This is a genomic window from Thermoanaerobacterium butyriciformans (assembly GCF_017874545.1).
In the GTDB taxonomy this organism is placed as follows: domain Bacteria; phylum Bacillota; class Thermoanaerobacteria; order Thermoanaerobacterales; family Thermoanaerobacteraceae; genus Thermoanaerobacterium; species Thermoanaerobacterium butyriciformans.
Genome location: NZ_JAGGLT010000006.1, coordinates 15,079 through 37,205, shown reverse-complemented (window position 1 = coordinate 37,205; position 22,127 = coordinate 15,079). Strand labels below are relative to the sequence as shown.

Below are 22,127 nucleotides of genomic sequence, written 5' to 3'. Positions count from 1 at the left end.
GGGGTGTAAATGGCAAAAACATTAAGGGGCGAACTCATAAGAGCTTTTGTAGTAATCGGTATTTTGCTTTTGGTATTATCTATTACTGTTAATTTTGGGATGATAAACACGAAAAACAACATTAACAATTTAAAAAAGTTTGTCATCAACCAGGTACTTTACATTTCAAACTCACAGGTGCAATTGGCGCAATACAGCAGTGTTCTTCTGAACGATGTAAATAATTACACTGTCGGGCAGAATACTAAAAGTGCATTAAAGACAGATTTAAATAACATCACGCAAAATATAAATAGCATAGGTAATGCACTGGATGACTTTAAAGGCACAAGCTTGTATAAACAGTTAAAAGCTGATGTAGATGGCATAAATGATAGCATAGAAAATATTAGTACAGCAATAGATAATTTAAATGACACATACAATCTTGATCAAGACAGCGATAAGACTCTAAAGATTAGCTATTATGCGACGCAGATTCAGAATAACATGACAGATTTTAGCAACAAGTATTCTCAAGGTTTTTTGCCTATGTTTAATGACATGATAGCTCAGAATGACAGAACATTTAAGATATCGGTAGTGATAAGTGTTATTTGCATTGTCGTAATCATAATATACTCGCTTATAACTGTTAGAAAACTGAGGAAACTTTCAAGGATTATAAATAGCGAAGTAAGTAAATCAATGGAGCATTCTGAAAAAGTTTTAGATTCATCAATTGAACTGAGAAAAATGGCTGAGGAAAATACAGGAAATATCAAGATGTCAAGAGATGGCATCGAACAGCTTACAGAAAGTATAAATACGATTGCAGAAAATGCTAATGAAGTTGCTTTGTCGATAACAAATGTCTCTGAGGCAAATGAAGAATTATCAAGGTCTTCCGAGAATTTATTGAATGATATGAATAAGGCTATAGAGAAAATAAGAGAGATAGAAGACAATGTCAAGAATCAAGGAGATGTAGTAAGAAACCTTATTAATACTTTGAATCAAAGCCTTAAAAATTCAAAAGTCAATTCAAATGAGCTGAAAGAGCTGGATAAGAAGATGGGAGGAATAAAAGAAATACTGTCTGCAATATCTGAAATTGCAGATCAGACAAATCTTTTATCTCTCAATGCAGCTATTGAAGCGGCAAGAGCTGGCGAATATGGAAAAGGTTTTGCTGTTGTTGCTGACGAGATAAGAAAACTGGCTAAGCAGTCTACAGACAGTGTTGTTAAGATAAGTGAAATAATAGAAAATATAACAAGTTACACTGGCGCAACAATAGACAGCGTTATAAGCGATATAGATAATTCTAGAAAAGCAGCTTTAGAAGTTAATAAAGTTCTTGATATATTCAATGACGTTAAGAAGGGCTTTGATGAGATTTCGATGGTTATAAACAATATATCAGATGTAACTACTGAAACTGCTGCTGGTTCTGATAAAACAGTTCAAGCCGTTAAAAGCGTCATGAATGCGTCACAAAATATATCTGCACAAGTTGAAGAGCTTTTGGCATCTTCTGAGCAATTGCTTGATTTAATAAACAAAGTTGATGAGAACAATACGAAAAATCTAGATTATGTAAATAACCAAGTAGCATTTACTGAGGAGCAAAAAGCTAACATGGAAAGCATAACAAATGTAGTTAAAAAATTATAAATGCTTTACATTTTTGTGTGAATTTGATATTATAAAATTAAGACGGCGTGCAACTCATTGGCAGGCATTAGCCGGTAAGGTTTTTATTACCTTGCCGGCTTTTTGATTTTATTAAAAAAGAAAGGAAGGTAATTGATCGATGAAGAGGATTTTTGAGCTTACGTCAAGTGACATCATGAATATGAAAGGCAGGGAATTAGTTGAAACTATTAGGGAATCTGAGGGAAGGACTGTCATGGCGGAGACTATTGTAACTTTTCCGACTCCTATATATGGAGTATCAAATCCAGAGTTGGCGGCGGCATTTGGAGCGGATCTCATTACTCTTAACTTTTTTGATTTTCAGAAACCATTCATATTTGGAATAGATGACATGGATGCCAATATATCTAAAGGACCGGAAGAAATTATTAAATTAGCAGAAAAGGCCACTAAAAATTCGCAGGATGCAGATTACATTAGAAATTTGAAGGAGATAGTTGGAAGATTTATCGGTGTTAATATTGAGCCTGTTCCTGAAGGTATGGAGTATGTTGAAGGGAGAAAATTAAGCAGAGAAAATCTGGAAAAGATAAAGTTCTATGGGTTTGATTATGTTATGATAACAGGAAATCCAAATACAGGTGTAAATGCAGACACAATCGTAAGCGGAATAGAAATGTGTCGCAAAGTTTTAGGTGATGACATTATGATTATTGCAGGGAAAATGCACGGCGCAGGGTCAGGCAATATATACGATCCACAATTGCTAAAAAACTTTGTAAAAGCTGGTGCTGATTGCGTACTTATACCGGCGCCGGGAACTGTTCCAGGGATTGATTTATCGACAGCGAAAAAGATGATTGATGTTGTACATGAAGCAGGTGCTTTAGCGCTGACTGCTATAGGCACTTCTCAAGAAGGATCTCAAAAAAGTGTAATCGAGAATATTGCAGTACAATCTAAGATGGCTGGAAGCGATATACAGCATATAGGTGATGCAGGATACGCTGCCGGTATTGCAACTCCTGAAAATATAATGGCTTTATCTATTGCTATAAGAGGTGTAAGACACACGTATAGAAGGATGGCATATTCTATAAAAAAATAGGTATTGACAGGATAAACAAAGTGGTTTATAATTAATATTGTAAACGAATAAATGATCTTTACAGCGTGTTACTGGTAAAGCAGGCATGAGCTGGTTAGGTTTTGATACCTTTCCAGCTCTTTTTTATGCCAATTTAAAATTAAGGAGGTATTATCATGAAAGGACTAGGTAATTTACAAAAGCTAGGCAAAGCCTTGATGCTTCCTATAGCCGTTTTACCTGCTGCGGCATTGCTTTTAAGGCTGGGAGCAAAGGACGTTTTTAACATTCCATTTATTACAAACGCCGGTGGTGCAATATTTGACAACTTGCCACTTATCTTCGCAATAGGCATCGCAATAGGGTTTGCTGGTGGAGATGGCGTTGCTGGATTAGCAGCTACGGTTGGTTATTTGGTTTTGACAAAAGGTGCGACCACAATCAATAAAGACATCAATATGGGTGTTCTTGGCGGTATTTTAATAGGTGTTATAGCAGGTTATTTGTACAATAGATACCATGACGTAAAATTGCCTGACTTTTTAGGTTTCTTTGGTGGAAAGAGATTTGTACCGATAATAACATCGTTAGCAGCTTTGATATTGGCTTTTGCTGCAGGTTATGTATGGCCGCCTATACAGAATGTAATTTATGCCTTAGGAAAGTGGATAATAAGTGCGGGAGCCTTTGGCGTATTCATTTACGGTGTATTGAACAGGTTGCTTATTCCAGTTGGACTTCATCATGTCATTAATAGCCTTGTTTGGTTTGTTTTTGGTTCATTTAAATCTGCATCTGGAGCAATTGTCACTGGTGATTTAAATAGATTTTATGCAGGAGACCCAACTGCCGGTAGATTTATGACAGGATTTTACCCGATAATGATGTTTGCATTACCTGCTGCTGCACTTGCTATGGTAATGGCAGCTAAGCCCAAAAACAGAAAAGCCGTATCTGGGATTATGATTTCTGCGGCATTGACAGCTTTTCTAACAGGTATAACAGAACCTATTGAATTTGCATTTATGTTCTTGGCACCTGTGCTGTATGTGGTTCATGCAATTTTAACAGGTTTGTCCCTTGCCATAACATATATATTAGGAATAAGAATGGGGTTTGGATTTTCTGCAGGCCTAATAGATTATATACTAAGCTTTGGCATATCTTCTAAACCATTGTTGTTACTGCTTATTGGTATAATTTATGCTGTTGTGTACTTCTTTATTTTCTACTTCTTGATCGTCAAATTGAATTTGCCGACGCCAGGAAGATTAGATGAAGATACCAGCGATACTACGGAGCAATTATCAAATTCAGACATTGGTGAGATGGCTCAGAATTATTTGGCACTTTTAGGAGGGGCAGGCAATATCGTATCACTAGAATCCTGCATCACAAGGTTGCGCTTAAGTGTTAAAGATGATACAGTTATAAATGATGATGAGCTTAAAAAAGCAGGTGCTAATGGCGTCATAAGAATGGGAAATGGAGCATTACAAGTTATCGTAGGTACAAAAGCAGATTTAATTGCACAAGAGATGCAGAAAAGGATGAAGAAGAAATAATTATTAGCGGCCTTACGGCCGCTTAAAATATATTTTACTATTAACAATAAATTATATATTATTATTTTATGCACAATATTTATTGAAAGGATTGGTTTTTATGTTCAATATATTTAAAAAGAAGTTTTCAGGCGAGAGTATTGTTTCGCCATTTGACGGCAAATTAATAAATATTGAAGATGTCCCGGATCCAGTATTTTCGGGTAAAATGGTTGGTGATGGTGTGGCTATTGAACCTAAAGAAGGTATTGTTTATTCACCAGTAAATGGAGAGATTATTCAGCTTTTTCCAACAAAACATGCAGTAGGGATAAAGTCATCTGGTGGACTTGAGATATTGATTCATATAGGAATGGATACAGTTGAAATGAAAGGTGATGGTTTTGAAAGCTTTGTAAAAGAAGGTCAAAATGTAAAAATAGGTGATAAATTGATAAAATTTGATATAGAAAAAATAAAAGAAAACCACTCTATAATAAGCCCAGTAATTATAACAAATATGGAAGTTGTGGATAAAATAAAGAAAAGAGAAAGTGGTATTTTCGTTGAAAGTGGGAAAACAGAGATTATGAAAGTTAGCCTAAAGTAAAAAGTAATTTGAAAATATTTATTTTTAGCACTATAGGGGGGAGGGTCATGTTTAGAGTAGTTAAGGCATTGAATAACAATGTCGTGATGGCTTATGATGAAAAAAACCTTGAATGTATAGTTGTCGGTAAAGGTATAGGCTTTTCAAAAAAGTTTGGAGACAAGATAGGTGAAAAAATTGAGAAAGTTTATTATCTGCAAGAAAAAGCCAACATGGTAAAATTCTCCGAGCTGCTGGAAAATATAAGAAACGACATAATAGGTATATCAGAGGAATTGATAGCATATGCTGAAAATGTGAAGGGCAAGAAATTGAATGAGCACATACACATAGCACTGCCTGATCATATAGCATTTGCAATCGAGAGAATAAAAGGCGGTATAGATATAAAAAACCCCTTTAACCAAGAAATAAGTGCCCTTTATAAAGATGATTATAAAATAGCACTTAAAGCCATTAATATCATAAGTGATAGATTAAATATTAAGCTTCCTGAAGATGAAGCAGGATTTATTGCGCTGCACCTTCATGCGGCTTTCGAAAATTCTGGTGTGTCAGTTACCATGAAAAATACAAGACTTGTTTCAGAACTTGTGAGAAATATAGAAAATATGATAGACAGGAAGATTGAGACGGATTCTATTGATTATCTGAGGCTTATTACGCATTTGAAATTTGCAATTGACAGAATAGAGAGAGGCATGCCCATATCAAATGAACTTCTTTTACAAATAAAGAGAAAATTTAAAAAAGCATATAAAATAGCAACAAATGTTGCACAAATCATAGGAAATTCTTTAGATAGGGATGTACCAGAAGATGAAATAGGCTATCTTGCCATACACATTCAAAGATTGATAAATGATTGATAAAAACCAGATTAGCATATGTAATCTGGTTTTTGCAATTTTACAAATAAAAAATTGCAAAAACTATTGACTTTATTTTTTTATACGAATAAAATATATACATAAGTTTTTTTGTTTTATGAAGGGGGAAGTTCGATGAAATTCAAAAAAGAGGATGGTAAATTGTACCTAGTAGATACAACGCTGAGAGATGGAGAACAAACTGCAGGTGTCGTTTTTGCTAATAGTGAAAAAATTAGAATTGCGAAAATGCTTGATGAAATAGGTGTGAATCAACTGGAAGTTGGAATCCCGACGATGGGCGGCGACGAGAAAGAGACGATTGCAAAAATTGCAAAACTTGGACTGAATGCCAGCATAATGGCATGGAACAGAGCCGTTATAGATGACGTAAAAGAATCATTGGAATGCGGTGTTGATGCCGTTGCGATTTCAATATCAACATCAGATATACACATAGAGCACAAACTTAGGACTTCAAGGCAGTGGGTTTTAGATCACATGACAAGTGCCGTCCAATTTGCTAAAAAAGAAGGCGTTTATGTATCTGTAAATGCAGAAGATGCATCAAGGACAGATATAGATTTTCTCATAGAATTTGCAAAATGTGCAAAAGAGGCCGGTGCAGATAGACTAAGATTTTGCGATACGGTGGGTATATTAGATCCATTTAAAACATACGACATAATAAAAAGGATAAAAGAATCTATCGATATAGATATTGAAATGCACACCCACAACGATTTTGGAATGGCGACGGCAAATGCTCTTGCTGGGTTTAAAGCCGGGGCTAATTTTATAGGTGTTACGGTAAATGGACTTGGAGAAAGAGCCGGAAATGCAGCATTAGAGGAAGTTGTAATGGCTCTAAAGCATGTGTATAAGTATGACATCGGAATAGATACGAAGAGATTTAGAGAATTATCTGAGTACGTATCTACCGCTTCAGGCAGACCGCTTCCATCGTGGAAAGCAATTGTGGGTACCAATGTTTTTGCACATGAATCTGGAATTCACGTTGATGGTGCATTGAAAGATCCGCATACTTACGAGATTTTTGATCCAGATGAAGTAGGTCTTGAAAGACAGATTGTAATAGGTAAACATTCAGGTACGGCTGCACTTATAAATAAATTTAAAGAATACGGCAGGACATTGCCTGAAAATGAAGCAAAAGAACTCTTACCATATGTGAGAAGTTTGTCAATTCAGCTTAAGAGGCCGCTTTTTGATAAAGAATTGATATATCTGTATGAAGAGCATATATCTAAGATAAAGGCAATTTAGCGTAAAGGGGGATGACAAGTGAATTTAACGCAGAAAATATTGAAAAAACATTTAGTAGATGGTGAACTTATAAAAGGTCATGAAATAGCTATTAAAATAGATCAGACGCTGACACAAGATTCTACAGGTACTATGGCTTATTTGGAACTGGAAGCTTTAGGAGTTGACAAAGTCAAGACAGAGCTTTCTGTCGCATACGTTGACCACAATATGCTGCAGGAAGGCTTTGAGAATGCAGATGATCACAAGTACATTCAGACTGTTGCTGCAAAACACGGAATATACTTTTCAAGGCCTGGAAATGGCATATGTCATCAAGTCCACCTTGAAAGGTTTGGTAAACCAGGAAAGACTCTTTTAGGTTCTGACAGCCATACACCGACAGGCGGTGGTATAGGTATGCTGGCAATAGGTGCAGGTGGATTAGATGTGGCACTGGCTATGGCAGGTGAGCCTTATAGATTGGTAATGCCAGAAGTGATTAATGTTAGACTTACGGGAAAGCTAAAACCGTGGGTATCTTCTAAAGATATTATACTTGAGCTTTTAAGAAGGCTTACTGTAAAAGGTGGAGTGGGCAAGATATTTGAGTATTCTGGAGATGGTGTTGCAACGCTGTCTGTGCCTGAAAGAGCTACAATCACAAATATGGGAGCAGAGCTTGGCGCAACGACATCTATCTTCCCATCTGACTTTCGCACGTATGAATTTTTAAAAGCCCAAAAGAGAGAAGATGACTTTGAAGCATTGTTGCCAGACGATGATGCGGAATACGATGGTGTGATAGAAATAAATCTTGACGAATTAGAGCCGATGGTTGCACTGCCTCACAGTCCTGACAATGTTATAAAGGTAAAAGACGCGGGTAAGTTAAAAGTTGATCAAGTAGCCATTGGTTCTTGCACAAATTCATCGTACATGGATATGATGAAGGTAGCTGCAATATTAAAAGGGGGACTCATAGCAGAAGGGGTAAGCTTGGTCATATCACCTGGTTCAAGGCAGGTTTTAAACATGCTTGCAAAAAACGGTGCTTTATCAGATATGATTTCAGCCGGTGCAAGGATTTTAGAGACAGCCTGTGGTCCGTGTATAGGCATGGGTCAAGCGCCTGCTACAAATGCCATATCGCTTAGGACATTTAATAGGAATTTTTATGGTAGGTGTGGCACAAAGTCAGCAAAAGTATATTTAGTAAGCCCAGAAGTAGCTGCTGCATCTGCATTAGCTGGTTACCTCATTGATCCTAGGGAGCTAGGTGAAGAAATAAAGATTGAAATGCCAAATGAATTTTTGGTGAATGATAATATGATAATAAAGCCACCAGTCAACGCAGATGAATTTGAGGTGGTAAGAGGTCCAAATATAAAGCCTTTTCCATTGAATACGCATCTATCTGACATCGAAAAGGTTGTTTTGATAAAAGTAGGTGATGACATAACGACAGACCATATTATGCCGTCAAATGCGAAACTTTTGCCATTGAGATCAAATATACCTGAGCTTTCGAAGCATTGTTTTGAGACGATAGATCCTGACTTTTCAAAGAGAGCTTTAGAAAATGGCGGCGGTATTATAATTGGAGGAAACAACTACGGTCAAGGTTCCAGCAGAGAACATGCAGCATTAGCACCGCTTCAACTAGGTGTCAAAGCTGTAATAGCAAAGTCTTTTGCAAGGATACACAAGGCAAACCTTATAAATAGCGGCATTCTCCCGCTTACATTTGTAAATGATGAAGATTATGATAAAATCGACCAAGGCGATGTGCTAAAGATTGAAGATGCTGTAAATCAAGTTATGTCAAAAGGCAAGATTGTTGTAGATAATGTGACAAAAGGATATAAATTTGAAGTGGATCTGGATGTCACCGACAGAAATCGTGAAATCTTGATAGAAGGCGGACTCATAAATTACGTTAAGAAAAAAGATAAAGTTTGATGAAAAAAAGCATGCTTAGGCATGCTTTTTTTCATCAAATCTTTGATATATAATAAACATATATGCATGAAAAGGGGTTAATGTTGATGGATAATGAAAGGCTTAAAAAACAAATAGACTTTTTAAAGGAAATCGATAAGATAAAGCAAATTTTTAGGCAGACTCTTCTTATCGATGGCACGCGGCACGAAAATGATGCTGAACATTCGTGGCACCTTGCAATGATGGCGATGGTTCTTTCAGAATACGCAAAGGAGAAAGTCGATGTTAGCCATGTGATTAAGATGGTTCTTGTACACGATATAGTGGAGATTGATGCTGGTGATACATTTGTATATGATGAAAAAGGATATGAAGACAAGTCAGAGAGGGAAAAGAAAGCGGCAGAGAGGATATTTAATATTTTGCCGAAAGACCAGGCAGATGAGATAAGAGCTTTATGGGATGAATTTGAGGAGCGCAAAACGCCTGATGCGAAGTTTGCATCTGCCCTTGATAGAATGCAGCCAATAATACATAATTATTATACGAAGGGACATTCATGGAGAGAGCACGGCGTTAAAAGTCATCAAGTGCTTGAGAGAAATAAAATTGTAAGTGAAATTGCACCGGAATTATGGAAGTTTATCAATGATATATTGGAAGACTCTATAAATAAGGGATATATTGAAAGATAGCTTTTACTTGCATAAAATCTTTGATAAAATATAAAGAAAAACAGGAGGTCAATTTGATGTCGGTTTTTGATGTATTGAAAGAGAGAAATTTTATACAGCAGATGACGCATGAAGATGAGATAAAGGAGTTGCTTGAGAAAGAGAAGGTGACTTTTTACATAGGATTTGACCCAACAGCAGATAGTCTGCATGTTGGACATTTTTTGCAGCTAATGGTAATGGCTCATATGCAAAGAGCAGGACACAGACCTATTGCACTCATTGGCGGTGGAACTGCCATGGTAGGAGATCCAACCGGCAAGACAGATATGAGGAAAATGCTTACAAAAGAGGAGATATCACACAATGCCGAGGCTTTTAAGAAACAAATGAGCCGCTTTATAGATTTTTCTGATGGCAAAGCGATACTGGCCAATAATGCAGACTGGCTTTTGAATCTTAATTATGTAGAATTTTTGAGAGATATAGGGGTACATTTTTCTGTAAATAAGATGCTTACAGCGGAATGCTTCAAGACGAGACTTGAAAGGGGTCTGTCATTCTTAGAGTTTAATTACATGCTTATGCAGGCGTACGATTTTCTGATGCTTAATAAGAAGTACGGCTGCGTACTTCAGATGGGCGGCGATGATCAATGGTCCAACATATTAGCAGGTGTCGATCTAGTAAGAAGAAAAGAAGGAAAACAGGTGTACGGCATGACATTTACACTTCTTACTACCAGCGAGGGAAAGAAGATGGGCAAGACTGAAAAAGGGGCAGTATGGCTTGATGCCGAAAAGACGCCTCCATATGATTTTTATCAATACTGGCGAAATGTAGATGATTCGGATGTTGAAAAGTGCCTTTCACTATTGACATTTTTGCCGATGGATGAGGTAAGAAGGCTTGGTTCTTTAAAAGATAAGGAGATAAACGAAGCTAAAAAAGTTCTAGCGTACGAAGTTACAAAACTTGTACACGGTGAGGATGAAGCTAGAAAAGCCCAAAAAGCGGCAGAAGCCTTGTTTGAAGGCAGTGGAGATTTAAGCAATGTACCAACATCGACAATTACAAGCAGTATGTTAGGATCAAATTTGTTGGACGTACTTGTAAAGACTGGCATAATTCCTTCAAAAAGTGAAGGAAGAAGGCTGATTACTCAAGGCGGTCTTTATGTAAATGATGAGAATGTAAAAGATATAAATGCTGTAGTGACGGAAGATATGTTTAAACAAGGTTACATGCTTGTTAGAAGAGGGAAAAAATCATATAACAAAATAGTCATTCAATGAATAAATGGGCGTACATACGCGTACGCTCATATTTTTTATAAATTTTATAATTTATTAATTATTACTGATTTGTAAAATATTATATAATTAAAGTTGGGATAAAAGGGGTGGACATTGATGAGAAAATTCATAGTTTCTTTGTTAATAATGATTATCGCTTTTGTAATATCGTATGAAATGACGGTGGGGAAAAGCAATGCAGCCAAAGAAGCTTCTAAATTAAAAAGTAGTAAGTCCTCATACAGTTCTCCTTTACTTAATAATGATAAAGATAGAAATAGCGATGTAGAGATAACCATAAGTGCTGCAGGTGACACCACATTGGGATCTGACGAAAGCTTTGGCGATGAGTATACATTTGACTCTGAATTTAAAAACCATAATGGAGATTACGGATATTTTACTCAAAATGTGAAAGACATCTTTAAAAAGGATGACCTTACAATAGTCAATCTGGAAGGAACATTTACAAATGCAGTAAAAGAAGCTGATAAAGAATACAGATTTAAAGGCAATCCACTTTATGTTAATATCTTAAAAGATGGTGGGATCGATGCTGTAAATCTTGCCAACAATCACTCGTTTGACTATGGAAGGCAAGGATTTGATGACACAGTTTATACACTTAGAAAAGCAGGTATAGGCTATTTTGGGTATGGATATAAATACATAAAGGATGTAAATGGAATAAAAGTTGGAGTTCTTGGATATACAGGTTGGAGCTTCCCTAATGATTTAAAAAAGCAGATAAGTGAAGACATTCAAGATATGAAAAAGCAAGCTAACTTAGTCATCGTATGTTTTCACTGGGGGGATGAGGGAAAGTATTATCCAAATAAGACACAGGTTGCGATAGGTCGTTATGCAGTGGATGAAGGTGCAGATCTTGTTTTGGGTACACATCCACATGTCATTGAAGGCATAGAAAAATACAATGGGAGGTACATAGTGTATTCACTTGGCAATTTCATCTTTGGCGGCAATAGAAATCCTTCAGACAAGGATGCATTTATTTTTCAACAGACTTTTACATTTGATGAAACGAAAAGTTTAATTGAATCGTCAAATATGAATTTGATACCTATATCGATTTCGTCTGTAAAAGAGAGGAATGATTTTAGGCCTGTCATATTAGAAGGCAGTGAAAAAGATCGCGTATTAAAAAAGATTGATGATTTATCTAGAAGTTTATAAAATAAAGGGTTCTAAATGAACCCTTTTAAATGTTTTTTGGCTTATTTTTTTTATCAACAAATACAATTTTTGGCTTATACGTTTTTGCTGTTTTATCATCCATTATAGCGTATGAAATTATTATTATGGTATCACCAGGGACACACAATCTTGCCGCAGCACCGTTTAGGCATATAGTACCTGAATTTTCTTCCCCTTCTATGACGTACGTTTCAAACCGTGCGCCATTGTTGTTATTTACAATCTGTACTTTTTCTCCTGGTAAAATATCAGCAAGATCCATAAGTTTTTTATCTATTGTTATAGAACCCATATAGTTTAAGTCGGCATCTGTGACGGTTGCTCTATGAATTTTAGATTTCATCATGAATCTCTGCATTATACATCAACACCCCATAATAGATTATCAATTAACCTTGTATTTCCTATATAACATGCAATAGCAATCAATGCTTTATCATTTATCATTTTTAAATCTTCAAGTGTATCTGGATGAACACATGATACATATTGAATTTTACACAGTGGCTCACTTTCTAAAATATTCCTTACCGTATCTATGATTTTTTCTACACTTCTTTCGCCGTCATTAAGGATTTTTTCGGCTTCTTTTAGTGACTTGTTTAAAATCAATGCAGCCTGCCTTTCGCCATCACTTAAGTAAGTATTTCTTGAACTTAGGGCTAATCCATCTTCGTCTCTTACTATAGGCGAAGCGATTATTTCAACTGGCATATTTAAGTCTTCTACCATTTTCTTTATTACAGCTACTTGCTGTGCGTCTTTTTGACCAAAGACTGCTATGTCTGGAGTAAATATATTAAAAAGTTTTGCAACTACAGTGCATACGCCATCAAAGTGTCCAGGCCTGTATGCGCCACAAAGTTTATTTGTTATTTTACTTACACTTACTGTTGTAAGCCTTTCGTTTGGATACATCTCTTCTACTGATGGTATAAAGACCAGGTCACAGCCATTATCTTCTAAAAGCTTAATATCTCTTTTTACGTCTCTTGGATATTTGTTATAATCTTCATTTGGACCGAATTGGATTGGGTTCACAAATATGCTGGCACAGACGAAGTCTGAATTTTCCTTAGCTTTTTTTATAAGTGAAAGATGACCTTCATGAAGGTATCCCATAGTTGGGACAAGACCGATTGACATGCCTTGTACTTTTCTATCTTTTACAATTTCTCTTACGTCGCTTATCTTTTCAACGACTATCATTTTACATCACTCTTTCTTGAAGCAAATGAGTATTCTTCAGTAGGGAATAGGCTATTCTGTACATCAGAAATATAATTGTTGACAGATTCCCTGATTATTTTATCAATATTGGCGTATTGCTTAACGAATTTTGGCTTATGGCCCTGCGTAAGCCCCAGCATATCGTGAAGCACAAGTATCTGACCATCGCAGTAAGGACCTGCTCCAATGCCTATTGTAGGTATTGATAGAGATTCAGTGATTTCTCTCGCCAGATCTATTGGCACACATTCTAAGACAAGAGCGCAGATACCGGCATCTTCTAATGATTTTGCATCGCTTTTTAACTTTGATGCTGTTTTATCATCCTTGCCTTGAACCTTGTATCCACCTAATTTGTTTACAGATTGAGGTGTGAGGCCTATGTGACCTACTACTGGAATGCCAGCATTTACGATCGCCTTTACTGTTTCAGCTATTTCGACGCCGCCTTCCAGCTTTACGGCTTGTGCGCCTCCTTCAGCCAAAAGGCGGGCAGCATTTTTAAGCGCATCTTCTTTAGATATGTTGTATGTCATAAATGGCATGTCAGCCACAATAAAAGCATTTTTCGCTGCTTTTGCGACAGCTTTTGTGTGGTGTACCATGTCATCCATTGTGACAGGTATGGTGCTTTCATATCCTAATACTGCCATGCCGAGAGAATCGCCTACAAGTATAAAATGAATACCGGTTTCGTCCAATATCTTTGCTGTCGGATAATCATAGGCAGTCAATGCAGTTATCTTTATGCCATCTTTTTTAAATTTCTTTAGAGTAGAAACTGTTACTTTATCATTCATTAAATATCTCCTCCAATTCGGCTATTTTTTTCTCACATGGATTTTTGAAAAATTTTATTGTGGCATTTCCCATGGCTTTGTATAGTTTTAAAATTTCGTCATCGTTTATATTTTCCACATGTTTTTTGACCGTTTCTATGTCGCATCTGGCAATAGGACCTGACAATGATGCGTCACATCCTCTTTCACTTATGTTCTTCAAAGTTCCATTTATAAGCGGCAAAAGTAAATCTGGATGCTTGTCAAAAGGAAATCCAGAAGCTTTTAAAAGTTCATCGGCAGCTTTTATAAGTGTAACAAGGTAATTTGAAGCCATGACACATGCTGCGTGATAAAGGGGTTTATTAATACCGTCTATCACTATTGGCTTTGCCCCTATTTCCTTTACGATGTTTATTCCGGCATTTACAGCAATGTCATCTCCTTCAATTGTAAAGTAACTTTCGGGAAGCAGAGAAACTGCAGCTTCTATTGACGGACATGTTTGAACAGGATGCATGATCATCGTGTGTCCATATTCTTTAAGAGGCTTTAGTACATCAATAGATATTGAGCCGCTTAAGAGCACAAAGATTTTATTGTTTATAATAGATTTGTACTTTATGATTTCTTCCACGATAGATTTTATACAGTCGTCTTTTGTGCTTATTATGATTGCATCCGATGCGTTTATAATGTCTTCGTATTTTGAAAAAGCAGCAGAATTTGTAAGTGAAGATGCATTCAATGATGAATTTACACTTCGACTTAGATATCCAGAGACTTTTATTGAAGAATGTGATAATAAGATACCCAGCCCTGTGCCTATTTTTCCTGCACCTATGAAACCTACTTTCATTTAAACAACACTCCCTTCAAATGTGGGAGATAACAAAAAAACCTTCCGCACGGAAGGCATAATACACCATTTTATCTCCCGTCCCGGTCATATGATCCTGGCGAGGTATAAACTTTTAAAATTTTAGCCTTATGTATGGTTCCACTATGGATACCATCATAATAAAAATAGCACTTTGATTCAATAAAGTCAAGAAAATTTGCTTGTCTTAAGACTTGCATGGTAAAATTTCATCTAATATAGCAACGAATTTATTGATTGTATACAAGGAAAATGGTAAGATTTAATTGTAAAAGATGGATTTAAAATTTAGAATATTACAATTATACTATCATCAGGGAAGTGTTAGTTTGAATAAAATAGATGAAAAATTACTTTTTGACAATAATGATGAGATTGAGGCAATAGCAAAAAAATTCAATTTAAAGCTTTTAATTTTGTTTGGCTCCTATGCAAAAGGCTTAAATCATGAAAACAGCGATATAGATCTGGCCTTTGAAAGCTATGAGGTATTATCATACGATGAAGAGATGAAATTGCTTTTAAATTTATCTTTATATTTTAGAACCGAAAAAGTGGATCTTGTCAATATTAAAAAGGCTGATCCATTGCTTTTGTATCAGATTGCAAAATATGGGAAGCCTCTTTACGGCTCATCAGAGAATTTTGTGGAATTTAAGTGTTATGCATCTTTCAGGTATGCCGATACTCAGTTTTTAAGAGAGCAAAGGAGACAGTATCTGAGAAAAGAAATAGATAAATTGTTGAGGGGTGAATAAAATGGGTGATACATTTCAAGTGATACAAGAAAAATTAGTTAGAATGTTAGAACATATAAATGAGTTAAAGCAGTTGTCTTCGTGTACATACGAGGAATATGTGCATGACATTAAACTGAAATATGCTATTGAAAGGTTATTGCAATTAATAGTAGATTTAGCTTTAGATATAAATAATATGATTCTTGCGTATTTAAAAAGACCGCCTGCTTCGGATTATTTCAATTCATTTATTGATTTGAGTGAAGCTGGAGTTCTGGATGTAGATTTTGCAGTTAAGATTGCTCCAGCTTCTGGTTTAAGAAATAGACTAGTACACCAGTATGAAAAAATTGATGATAAAATTGTGTACAACAGTGTCAAGATGGCAATAGAGGATTTTAGCAAATATGTGGATATAATAAGCAGGTACATAGGCGTATGAGAAGCCATGCTGATAATTGTTAGTTTCATTCTTTAACTCTTAAAGTAAATCTTTGACTTGCTTCTATGTTGAAAGATAAAAGGTTTTTTCCGTCAAATTTATTGAAAGGACTACATACGCTATAGCTAATAATCTCATACAATCCTGGTTTATCGGGAGCAGTCAATTCCATTTCCCCTATTCCTGTACTGCCTTTTGGAAGTTCCAGTAATAAATAAGGTTTATTATTTATTAAGGCTTGCTTGTATCCAATGGTTGTCAATAATAAAACTTGACTGTTTTCCTTCGCAGGAGGGGAAGAGACGTTATAGATTAATTTAAACTTTTGATTTGGTTTTACTGTGAAAACAACTGGAGGATTAGGCAAGATTTTCGTTTTAAGTATGCTATAATCATAGTCTTGGTTTAACGTATAATTATAACTGGATTTAATAAGATTTTTTGGTACTTCGAATTCTTTTGTGTTGTCAAAATTAATATTTTCCGAACTAAAAATAATATCTTGAATTGTTGCACTTCCATACCAGTCTATGGTTTGATTTAAGTCAGATGAGTGTAAATCCGGGGCAATACAAAAAGTTATAAGCAATTTGTGAGATCCAGACTTAGTCAAATTTTGAGGAAGATATAATGGCAGTTCAATTTCATAGCCATCATCTAAATTAAAAATATATTTTTGGTCAAATTTTCCATTTGAATTTATTTTAAATTTTATTTGTTCATAATCATAATAGACATTCATTATAAACTTTCTGTCTTTTCCATTATTGTTAAACATAACGGTAATTGGCTTGGTTAAATCAGAAATATATAATGTGTGATTTGCTTTGTAGCTATTAGGATCGTTTTTTATACCTGTATTAAAACTATTTTCATTATAAACATTTATTCCTATGCTACTAGGAAAATTTTTATATTTTGAATTATCCCATTTATGAATTCTATTAATATTTTTATTGAAACTGCTACACCCAGATAAAATAATAATTACGATAAAAAATAGAACTGTTAATCTTTTTTTCATCAAATTTATCATCCTCGTTTCTATTTAAATATAACAATTTTTTAAAATAAGATGTGGAAGAAAGTTCCCACATCTTAATATGAAGAAAATTATTTGTTTATTGTGATGGGGCAGAAATTGATGTTTCTCCTTCTACAAGAAAAGGTATGTCAGTGTGAGATTGAGGTGTTACTTCCACTCCACCACTGGGTACAGAGATTGATGTTTCTCCTGCCACAGAAATGACTTCATCTGTGGCATATGCCATACCTGTGCCAATTATTGCTATTAGCAATGTTATTAAGATTGCAGATATGGCTACCCATCTTTTCTTTTGCTTGTAAGGTGAGTTTTGTTCGCCCAAAATCTTATTTAACCTCCTTTCCAGCTGTTTCTGCTTATCACTGAATGCGGAAAACAGCTTGACATTTTGATTTGCCACATTCCAGAGCACATTTAGTATTAACTCACAATATCGCCTCCTTTCGTAGCTGTCCATTGATTTTACAACACTTTCGTCACATGAGAGTTCACAATGATTTTCAATGTCATGCCTTGCAATATATGCCAAAGGGTTAAACCAATGGAGTAAATTAATGAGTAAAAATAAAATCTTTAGACATGGATCATGGCGCTTCCAGTGGGTAAGTTCATGAAGATAAATATGTTTCAATTCTTCTTTGGTAAATTCAATGTCAGGCAAAACGATGCGAGGCTGAAAGATGCCATACAGAAAGGGTGTAGTCATGCAGGAAGAGATGTATATTTTTATGTCTTTTGTTATTAACATTTCTTGCTTACATTTTGAAAGTACATTTAAAGTCTTAGTATCATTGGTCAAACGGCACATGCTTGAAATATGTTTGTATTGGCTATAATTCTGAACAATAGTTATAATTGTCGCTACCATTGTTCCTGCCATCAATATATATGGGATATAATCAAGGTAAAGCGATAATGCGTGTATTTCATGTCTTGATGTAGCGATACTATTGACAGTAGGATTTATAAACCAAGATAAGTATTGTGCAAAGCTCAAATTAAGCCATGATACCAACCTGTGATATGGTATTAGGAAAAACATGTACATAAATATGTAACTGTAATAATGCCAGGCTGAAGTAAGATATTTAAAAGTAAATAGACTTATAAATTTTAAAATCAAATATAATCCTCCAGCCACAACTGACATTATAAGCAGTTGATTATAGATAATCCTAATCATAAGTAACACCTACTTTTTAAAACGCTTCATTAGGCTTTCTATGTCTTCCATTGTTATATCGCCATTATCACATAATGAGGATATAAAACCTAATATAGAACCTTTATGGACATCTTTTATAAATTGTTTTATTTCAAAATTACGGTATTCCTCTTCAGTAATACAAGGCTCATACTGATTAGCTTTGCCCACTCTGGTCGCTTTGAGAATTTTTTTTCTTATTAAGCGAGTTAAAAAAGTGATCACTGTGTTCTGTTTCCATTCTGCTGCTTCAGGCAGATTTTTAATTATTTCAGAAGTTGTTACAGGATGCCCGGCAGCCCAAATATACTCCATTATCTTTTTTTCAGAATCTGACATTCTTTGCATCTTCTCGAGATACTCCTTTCGAATCTACACGATGTAGTTTGATTTTATTCTACATCATGTAGATTAATTTGTCAATATGTTTTTTATAAATAAAAATTTCAACTAATGTTGTAGTTTAGGAAAGAACAAAATATATTCATGTAATTTTGATAATATCTCTCCATATGGTATAATTCTATTTAAAAATAATATTATACGAAAGAGGGTATTGCATTATGGAGAATGGTGTTATAAATAGAGAAGAAGCGTATGCGTTATTAAAGGAGTACAACAAAAGCGAAAGCCTTATCACACATGCATTGGCTGTTGAAGCAGTTATGAGGCATTTTGCTGAGCTTTTTGGCGAGGACCAAGAAAAATGGGGAATCATAGGGCTTTTGCATGACCTTGACTATGAAATGTATCCAAATGAGCACTGTAAAAAGGTAAGAGAAATATTGGAGGAACGTGGATGGCCTGAAGAGTACATTCATGCAATAGAAAGCCATGGGTGGAAGCTGTGCTCAGATGTAGAACCAGTACATAAAATGGAAAAGGTTTTGTACACAATCGATGAGCTGACTGGACTTATTACAGCTACAGCGCTTATGCGCCCCAGCAAAAGCATACTTGATTTAGAGGTTAAATCTGTAAAGAAAAAGTGGAAGCAAAAAAGTTTTGCAGCAGGAGTAAATAGAGACGTTATAGCAGAAGGTGCAGAGTTATTGGGTATGGATTTAGATAAAGTGATAGAAGAAACTATCATAGGCATGAGAAATGTGGCAGATGAGATAGGTTTAAAAGGCAATCTATGATTCAAAAATTTAGAAAATTTTTATTGATTAAAATATGGTAAAGTGGTAAAATATAGTTGATTAAAACTTAACAAAATAGTCAAGGAGGAGTACTATTGAAAAAGTTTATTACTATCTTTTTAGTAGTTATGTTGGTTGCAGCCATACCAGTATTTGGTTTAGCAGCACAGACATCGTCATCATACATGACAAGACAAGAGTTTGTAAGTGATCTTGTAAAAGGATATGGAATTGATTTATCTGGACAGGATATCTCGCAGTATGTAAAGAACAATCATATATTAGAAGGTGATGGAAAAGGAAACTTGATGCTTTCAGACCCAATCACTTACGGGCAAATGGCTACTATATTAAGCAGATTTTATGGGCTGTCCATGATAGATGCACATCAAATAGAAGGACCTGAATATGTCTATGCGTTAGAAGATGGCTTGATTCCTCAAGATGCTCCGCTGAATGAAAAAGTCACGGAGGATGAAGGACAGCAGATATTGTCAAAGATATTTGACAATTATAGCAAAGTCAAAGATTTGATAGATGGTACTAAGAATACAACGGTTAAAAGTGGTAGCTTAAATGGTAATATGAAAGTTAATGTTGGTTTTAACAATGATGTAGCATTGCCATTTGACACAGTTTCCACACAAGTATATGCCGACTATAATTTAGAACAGGGAATCCATGAAGTAATAAGCATGAGTATCCCAAATGCCGGATCGATGACAGTTGAAGAGTACATGATGGGTGATAAGGTTTATGTAAAATCACCTGATGGTGAGTGGAGTTATATGAGTGTTCCTGGCATGTCTAACATCATGAATTTGGAAAAATTACAGCAACAAAATAATCTTTTCAGTAAAGACGTTCTTTATAGGTATGCAGGAACAACCTATTTAGACGGTAAAGCAGTAGATGTAGTATATGCATACACTAAAATTACAGACATGTCAAAAGTGGATGATTTGATAAATACCCTTGGGCTTGGAAATATTTTGAATGGCATGACGTACAGCGATTTAGTTGATGGAGTTTATGGAAAATACGTCTACTACATAGACACTAATACAAATACGGTATCTAAGCTTGATATGCTTTTTAAAATAGCTTATAAGCAAGGAGCAAAAGTTGGAGGAGTCGAGATGCCATTGAAATGGGAAATGGTAAGCGGCTCAATGGTTTATTCAAATGTTAACGGAAATGTCAATGTAGTGCTACCTGACGATACGAAAAATGCAAAAGAATTGACGGTTCCAGCACAAAATTAAGTATATTCTTCAAAAACCCGGTTTAATGCCGGGTTTTTATAGTATGTTTTCAAGGGTAAGTTTTTCATTTGATGGTATATGATTGTACAATTCTTTTAGAGTTTTTAGTTCTGCAAGACTTAAATCTTTATTCTTGGAGTCAATGAAGCTTTTAAGCTTTGAAAGACTCATGTCTATGTCATCAATTTCCCTGTGCTCAATTAAAATTGCCCATTTGCTGCTTACTTTGTCCCATGTTTTTTCTAAATCATTGACATATGTTTCTGCACTTTTCCAGTTGCCGTTTTTTATATCTTTCTCTATAACATGTAGTTTTTCCTCCATGCTATTTGATGAAGTGTATAGGTATTTATATGAAGCTATGTCTACGAAGATTATCAATATAATTATCATCACAATCAATGGGACTACATGTTTCATCTATGTCACTCCTTTTTATATACTGTCAATACTTTATTTGGATCAAGAGATGCCAATATTATATTCTCTATGTTATTTACGTTCCACATCTTTAGTTGATCGTTGAGCCATTTCATATCTACATTTGCCATTTCCATATTTTTGTGTATAATTTTTCCGTCAATGATGATTGGAAGAGGCAAACCTTCGTATTGAGGCGTCAGATTTAAGTCATTTGGTGTTACAGGTCTTTTGTCTACTTTTGGTATCACGCTTAAACAGCCGTTTGTCTCTAAAATTGCGTATTCAACATCAGCAATATTTGGATAGCCCATAACTCGCAGTTCTTCCAAAAGGTCATTGATATTGTACCTTTCTTTTTGAAGCTCCTTCGTCAAAATTTTACCTTTATCTATTAAAACTGTAGGTTTTCCACAAATCATTTCCCGACCACGAAGGCTTTTCATTGAAATATACGACAAAAAAAGCTGTGATATAAGCAGAGTGAAAATAGGTATGATACCAGTCAAAAGCGGTATGCCTTTGTTCTGCATCGGTACGGCGACTAGATCTGCTATCATTATCGCTACAACCAATTCGTATGGCTGAAGCTGTCCAATTTGCTGCTTTCCCATTATTCTCATGACAACTACTACCAAGAAATAAAGGATTAGCGTGCGAAAAAATATTATAAGCATAATCCCATCCTTTCTTTTAATGTGTCATAAATATATTTTGAGAGTAATATCGTAAAATATACATTGTAGAAAAGTTCGTTAAATAAAAAATTAAAATGTAAAATTTTCAGTGTTAACGTTTTATGTTAAATTATGATATAGTATGTAAATTTACAAACTGT

General features: G+C 35.1%; 23 protein-coding genes. 14 read left to right on the top strand and 9 right to left on the bottom strand.

All coding sequences use genetic code 11. The features are described 5' to 3' along the window. The first annotated feature begins 9 nt into the window (after positions 1 to 9). From J2Z80_RS03610 to J2Z80_RS03565, 10 genes are all read left to right on the top strand, one after another. Positions 10 to 1,656 carry a methyl-accepting chemotaxis protein gene (locus tag J2Z80_RS03610; RefSeq protein ID WP_209453171.1) on the top strand — a complete coding sequence of 549 codons (1,647 nt, stop codon included), beginning with the start codon at positions 10 to 12 and terminating at the stop codon, positions 1,654 to 1,656. A gap of 139 nt (positions 1,657 to 1,795) precedes the next feature. Further along, positions 1,796 to 2,746 (top strand): DUF7916 family protein, encoded by a 951-nt coding sequence (locus tag J2Z80_RS03605; protein ID WP_209453170.1) that lies wholly within the window; start codon positions 1,796 to 1,798, stop codon positions 2,744 to 2,746. A gap of 155 nt (positions 2,747 to 2,901) precedes the next feature. Continuing rightward, on the top strand, positions 2,902 to 4,290 hold the full coding sequence (gene nagE, locus J2Z80_RS03600) for an N-acetylglucosamine-specific PTS transporter subunit IIBC (RefSeq protein WP_209453169.1): 1,389 nt from the start codon (positions 2,902 to 2,904) through the stop codon (positions 4,288 to 4,290). A gap of 100 nt (positions 4,291 to 4,390) precedes the next feature. Continuing rightward, positions 4,391 to 4,879: a PTS sugar transporter subunit IIA gene (locus J2Z80_RS03595; RefSeq protein WP_209453168.1), complete on the top strand. Its 489-nt coding sequence runs from the start codon at positions 4,391 to 4,393 to the stop codon at positions 4,877 to 4,879. A 47-nt stretch (positions 4,880 to 4,926) separates the two neighbouring features. Continuing rightward, positions 4,927 to 5,748, top strand: a complete 822-nt coding sequence (glcT, locus tag J2Z80_RS03590; RefSeq protein WP_209453167.1) for a glucose PTS transporter transcription antiterminator GlcT — start codon at positions 4,927 to 4,929, stop codon at positions 5,746 to 5,748. A gap of 135 nt (positions 5,749 to 5,883) precedes the next feature. Beyond that, the gene (gene nifV / locus J2Z80_RS03585; RefSeq protein ID WP_209453166.1) at positions 5,884 to 7,035 is read left to right on the top strand and encodes a homocitrate synthase; all 1,152 of its coding nucleotides are present in this window, start codon (positions 5,884 to 5,886) and stop codon (positions 7,033 to 7,035) included. An 18-nt stretch (positions 7,036 to 7,053) separates the two neighbouring features. Continuing rightward, positions 7,054 to 8,976, top strand: a complete 1,923-nt coding sequence (locus tag J2Z80_RS03580; protein ID WP_209453165.1) for an aconitate hydratase — start codon at positions 7,054 to 7,056, stop codon at positions 8,974 to 8,976. 86 nt (positions 8,977 to 9,062) lie between these two features. Continuing rightward, positions 9,063 to 9,653 carry an HD domain-containing protein gene (locus tag J2Z80_RS03575; protein WP_209453164.1) on the top strand — a complete coding sequence of 197 codons (591 nt, stop codon included), beginning with the start codon at positions 9,063 to 9,065 and terminating at the stop codon, positions 9,651 to 9,653. 56 nt (positions 9,654 to 9,709) lie between these two features. Then, complete coding sequence (gene tyrS, locus J2Z80_RS03570) at positions 9,710 to 10,927, top strand: tyrosine--tRNA ligase (RefSeq protein WP_209453163.1); 1,218 nt, start codon at positions 9,710 to 9,712, stop codon at positions 10,925 to 10,927. A gap of 117 nt (positions 10,928 to 11,044) precedes the next feature. After that, positions 11,045 to 12,121 carry a CapA family protein gene (locus J2Z80_RS03565; RefSeq protein WP_209453162.1) on the top strand — a complete coding sequence of 359 codons (1,077 nt, stop codon included), beginning with the start codon at positions 11,045 to 11,047 and terminating at the stop codon, positions 12,119 to 12,121. A 25-nt stretch (positions 12,122 to 12,146) separates the two neighbouring features. Here the strand turns inward: J2Z80_RS03565 and panD are convergent, their stop codons facing one another. From panD to J2Z80_RS03545, 4 genes are read right to left on the bottom strand one after another with little or no spacing between them, the layout of a single operon-like run. Next, complete coding sequence (gene panD / locus J2Z80_RS03560) at positions 12,147 to 12,500, bottom strand: aspartate 1-decarboxylase (protein WP_209453161.1); 354 nt, start codon at positions 12,498 to 12,500, stop codon at positions 12,147 to 12,149. Then, entirely contained in the window at positions 12,500 to 13,351 is an 852-nt protein-coding gene (gene panC / locus J2Z80_RS03555; protein ID WP_209453160.1) for a pantoate--beta-alanine ligase, read from the bottom strand. Before panC ends, panD begins: the two co-directional genes overlap by 1 nt. Further along, entirely contained in the window at positions 13,348 to 14,172 is an 825-nt protein-coding gene (panB, locus tag J2Z80_RS03550; RefSeq protein WP_209453159.1) for a 3-methyl-2-oxobutanoate hydroxymethyltransferase, read from the bottom strand. Before panB ends, panC begins: the two co-directional genes overlap by 4 nt. After that, positions 14,165 to 15,010: a Rossmann-like and DUF2520 domain-containing protein gene (locus J2Z80_RS03545; protein ID WP_209453158.1), complete on the bottom strand. Its 846-nt coding sequence runs from the start codon at positions 15,008 to 15,010 to the stop codon at positions 14,165 to 14,167. The genes panB and J2Z80_RS03545 overlap by 8 nt, the downstream gene beginning before the upstream one ends. A 350-nt stretch (positions 15,011 to 15,360) precedes the next feature. On the opposite strand from J2Z80_RS03545, the gene mntA reads away from it, so the two are divergent. Both mntA and hepT read left to right on the top strand, forming a co-directional pair. Next, positions 15,361 to 15,789 (top strand): type VII toxin-antitoxin system MntA family adenylyltransferase antitoxin, encoded by a 429-nt coding sequence (mntA, locus tag J2Z80_RS03540; RefSeq protein WP_245301122.1) that lies wholly within the window; start codon positions 15,361 to 15,363, stop codon positions 15,787 to 15,789. A 1-nt stretch (position 15,790) separates the two neighbouring features. Then, a complete protein-coding gene (gene hepT, locus J2Z80_RS03535; protein WP_096230604.1) occupies positions 15,791 to 16,213 on the top strand; it encodes a type VII toxin-antitoxin system HepT family RNase toxin in 423 nt (140 codons plus the stop codon). A gap of 25 nt (positions 16,214 to 16,238) precedes the next feature. On the opposite strand, the gene J2Z80_RS03530 is transcribed toward hepT, so the two are convergent. From J2Z80_RS03530 to J2Z80_RS03520, 3 genes are all read right to left on the bottom strand, one after another. Further along, positions 16,239 to 17,237: a hypothetical protein gene (locus J2Z80_RS03530; protein ID WP_209453156.1), complete on the bottom strand. Its 999-nt coding sequence runs from the start codon at positions 17,235 to 17,237 to the stop codon at positions 16,239 to 16,241. Positions 17,238 to 17,334: 97 nt separating this feature from the next. Then, complete coding sequence (locus J2Z80_RS03525) at positions 17,335 to 18,441, bottom strand: M56 family metallopeptidase (protein ID WP_209453155.1); 1,107 nt, start codon at positions 18,439 to 18,441, stop codon at positions 17,335 to 17,337. A 9-nt stretch (positions 18,442 to 18,450) separates the two neighbouring features. Further along, a complete protein-coding gene (locus J2Z80_RS03520; RefSeq protein WP_209453154.1) occupies positions 18,451 to 18,801 on the bottom strand; it encodes a BlaI/MecI/CopY family transcriptional regulator in 351 nt (116 codons plus the stop codon). Positions 18,802 to 19,025: 224 nt separating this feature from the next. Here J2Z80_RS03520 and J2Z80_RS03515 point away from each other — a divergent pair, with 224 nt between their 5' ends. Next, complete coding sequence (locus J2Z80_RS03515; protein ID WP_209453153.1) at positions 19,026 to 19,604, top strand: HDIG domain-containing metalloprotein; 579 nt, start codon at positions 19,026 to 19,028, stop codon at positions 19,602 to 19,604. Between the two features lie 95 nt (positions 19,605 to 19,699). Beyond that, positions 19,700 to 20,869, top strand: coding sequence for a hypothetical protein (locus tag J2Z80_RS03510; protein WP_209453152.1), 1,170 nt, complete (start codon positions 19,700 to 19,702; stop codon positions 20,867 to 20,869). A gap of 36 nt (positions 20,870 to 20,905) precedes the next feature. On the opposite strand, the gene J2Z80_RS03505 is transcribed toward J2Z80_RS03510, so the two are convergent. After that, entirely contained in the window at positions 20,906 to 21,289 is a 384-nt protein-coding gene (locus J2Z80_RS03505) for a DUF4363 family protein (RefSeq protein ID WP_209453151.1), read from the bottom strand. A 5-nt stretch (positions 21,290 to 21,294) separates the two neighbouring features. Next, a complete protein-coding gene (locus J2Z80_RS03500) occupies positions 21,295 to 21,966 on the bottom strand; it encodes a DUF421 domain-containing protein (protein WP_209453150.1) in 672 nt (223 codons plus the stop codon). Positions 21,967 to 22,127: the final 161 nt, after the last annotated feature.

Bases quoted from the DNA above. Each gene is read 5' to 3' on its own strand.
- hepT (WP_096230604.1), top strand. From the start codon at position 15,791: ATGGGTGATACATTTCAAGTGATACAAGAAAAATTAGTTAGAATGTTA.
- nagE (WP_209453169.1), top strand. From the start codon at position 2,902: ATGAAAGGACTAGGTAATTTACAAAAGCTAGGCAAAGCCTTGATGCTT.
- J2Z80_RS03565 (WP_209453162.1), top strand. From the start codon at position 11,045: ATGAGAAAATTCATAGTTTCTTTGTTAATAATGATTATCGCTTTTGTA.
- J2Z80_RS03610 (WP_209453171.1), top strand. From the start codon at position 10: ATGGCAAAAACATTAAGGGGCGAACTCATAAGAGCTTTTGTAGTAATC.
- J2Z80_RS03500 (WP_209453150.1), bottom strand. From the start codon at position 21,966: ATGCTTATAATATTTTTTCGCACGCTAATCCTTTATTTCTTGGTAGTA.
- J2Z80_RS03530 (WP_209453156.1), bottom strand. From the start codon at position 17,237: ATGAAAAAAAGATTAACAGTTCTATTTTTTATCGTAATTATTATTTTA.
- J2Z80_RS03505 (WP_209453151.1), bottom strand. From the start codon at position 21,289: ATGAAACATGTAGTCCCATTGATTGTGATGATAATTATATTGATAATC.
- J2Z80_RS03525 (WP_209453155.1), bottom strand. From the start codon at position 18,441: ATGATTAGGATTATCTATAATCAACTGCTTATAATGTCAGTTGTGGCT.
- tyrS (WP_209453163.1), top strand. From the start codon at position 9,710: ATGTCGGTTTTTGATGTATTGAAAGAGAGAAATTTTATACAGCAGATG.
- J2Z80_RS03605 (WP_209453170.1), top strand. From the start codon at position 1,796: ATGAAGAGGATTTTTGAGCTTACGTCAAGTGACATCATGAATATGAAA.
- glcT (WP_209453167.1), top strand. From the start codon at position 4,927: ATGTTTAGAGTAGTTAAGGCATTGAATAACAATGTCGTGATGGCTTAT.
- nifV (WP_209453166.1), top strand. From the start codon at position 5,884: ATGAAATTCAAAAAAGAGGATGGTAAATTGTACCTAGTAGATACAACG.
- J2Z80_RS03575 (WP_209453164.1), top strand. From the start codon at position 9,063: ATGGATAATGAAAGGCTTAAAAAACAAATAGACTTTTTAAAGGAAATC.
- panD (WP_209453161.1), bottom strand. From the start codon at position 12,500: ATGCAGAGATTCATGATGAAATCTAAAATTCATAGAGCAACCGTCACA.
- J2Z80_RS03545 (WP_209453158.1), bottom strand. From the start codon at position 15,010: ATGAAAGTAGGTTTCATAGGTGCAGGAAAAATAGGCACAGGGCTGGGT.
- panB (WP_209453159.1), bottom strand. From the start codon at position 14,172: ATGAATGATAAAGTAACAGTTTCTACTCTAAAGAAATTTAAAAAAGAT.
- panC (WP_209453160.1), bottom strand. From the start codon at position 13,351: ATGATAGTCGTTGAAAAGATAAGCGACGTAAGAGAAATTGTAAAAGAT.
- J2Z80_RS03595 (WP_209453168.1), top strand. From the start codon at position 4,391: ATGTTCAATATATTTAAAAAGAAGTTTTCAGGCGAGAGTATTGTTTCG.
- J2Z80_RS03520 (WP_209453154.1), bottom strand. From the start codon at position 18,801: ATGTCAGATTCTGAAAAAAAGATAATGGAGTATATTTGGGCTGCCGGG.
- J2Z80_RS03515 (WP_209453153.1), top strand. From the start codon at position 19,026: ATGGAGAATGGTGTTATAAATAGAGAAGAAGCGTATGCGTTATTAAAG.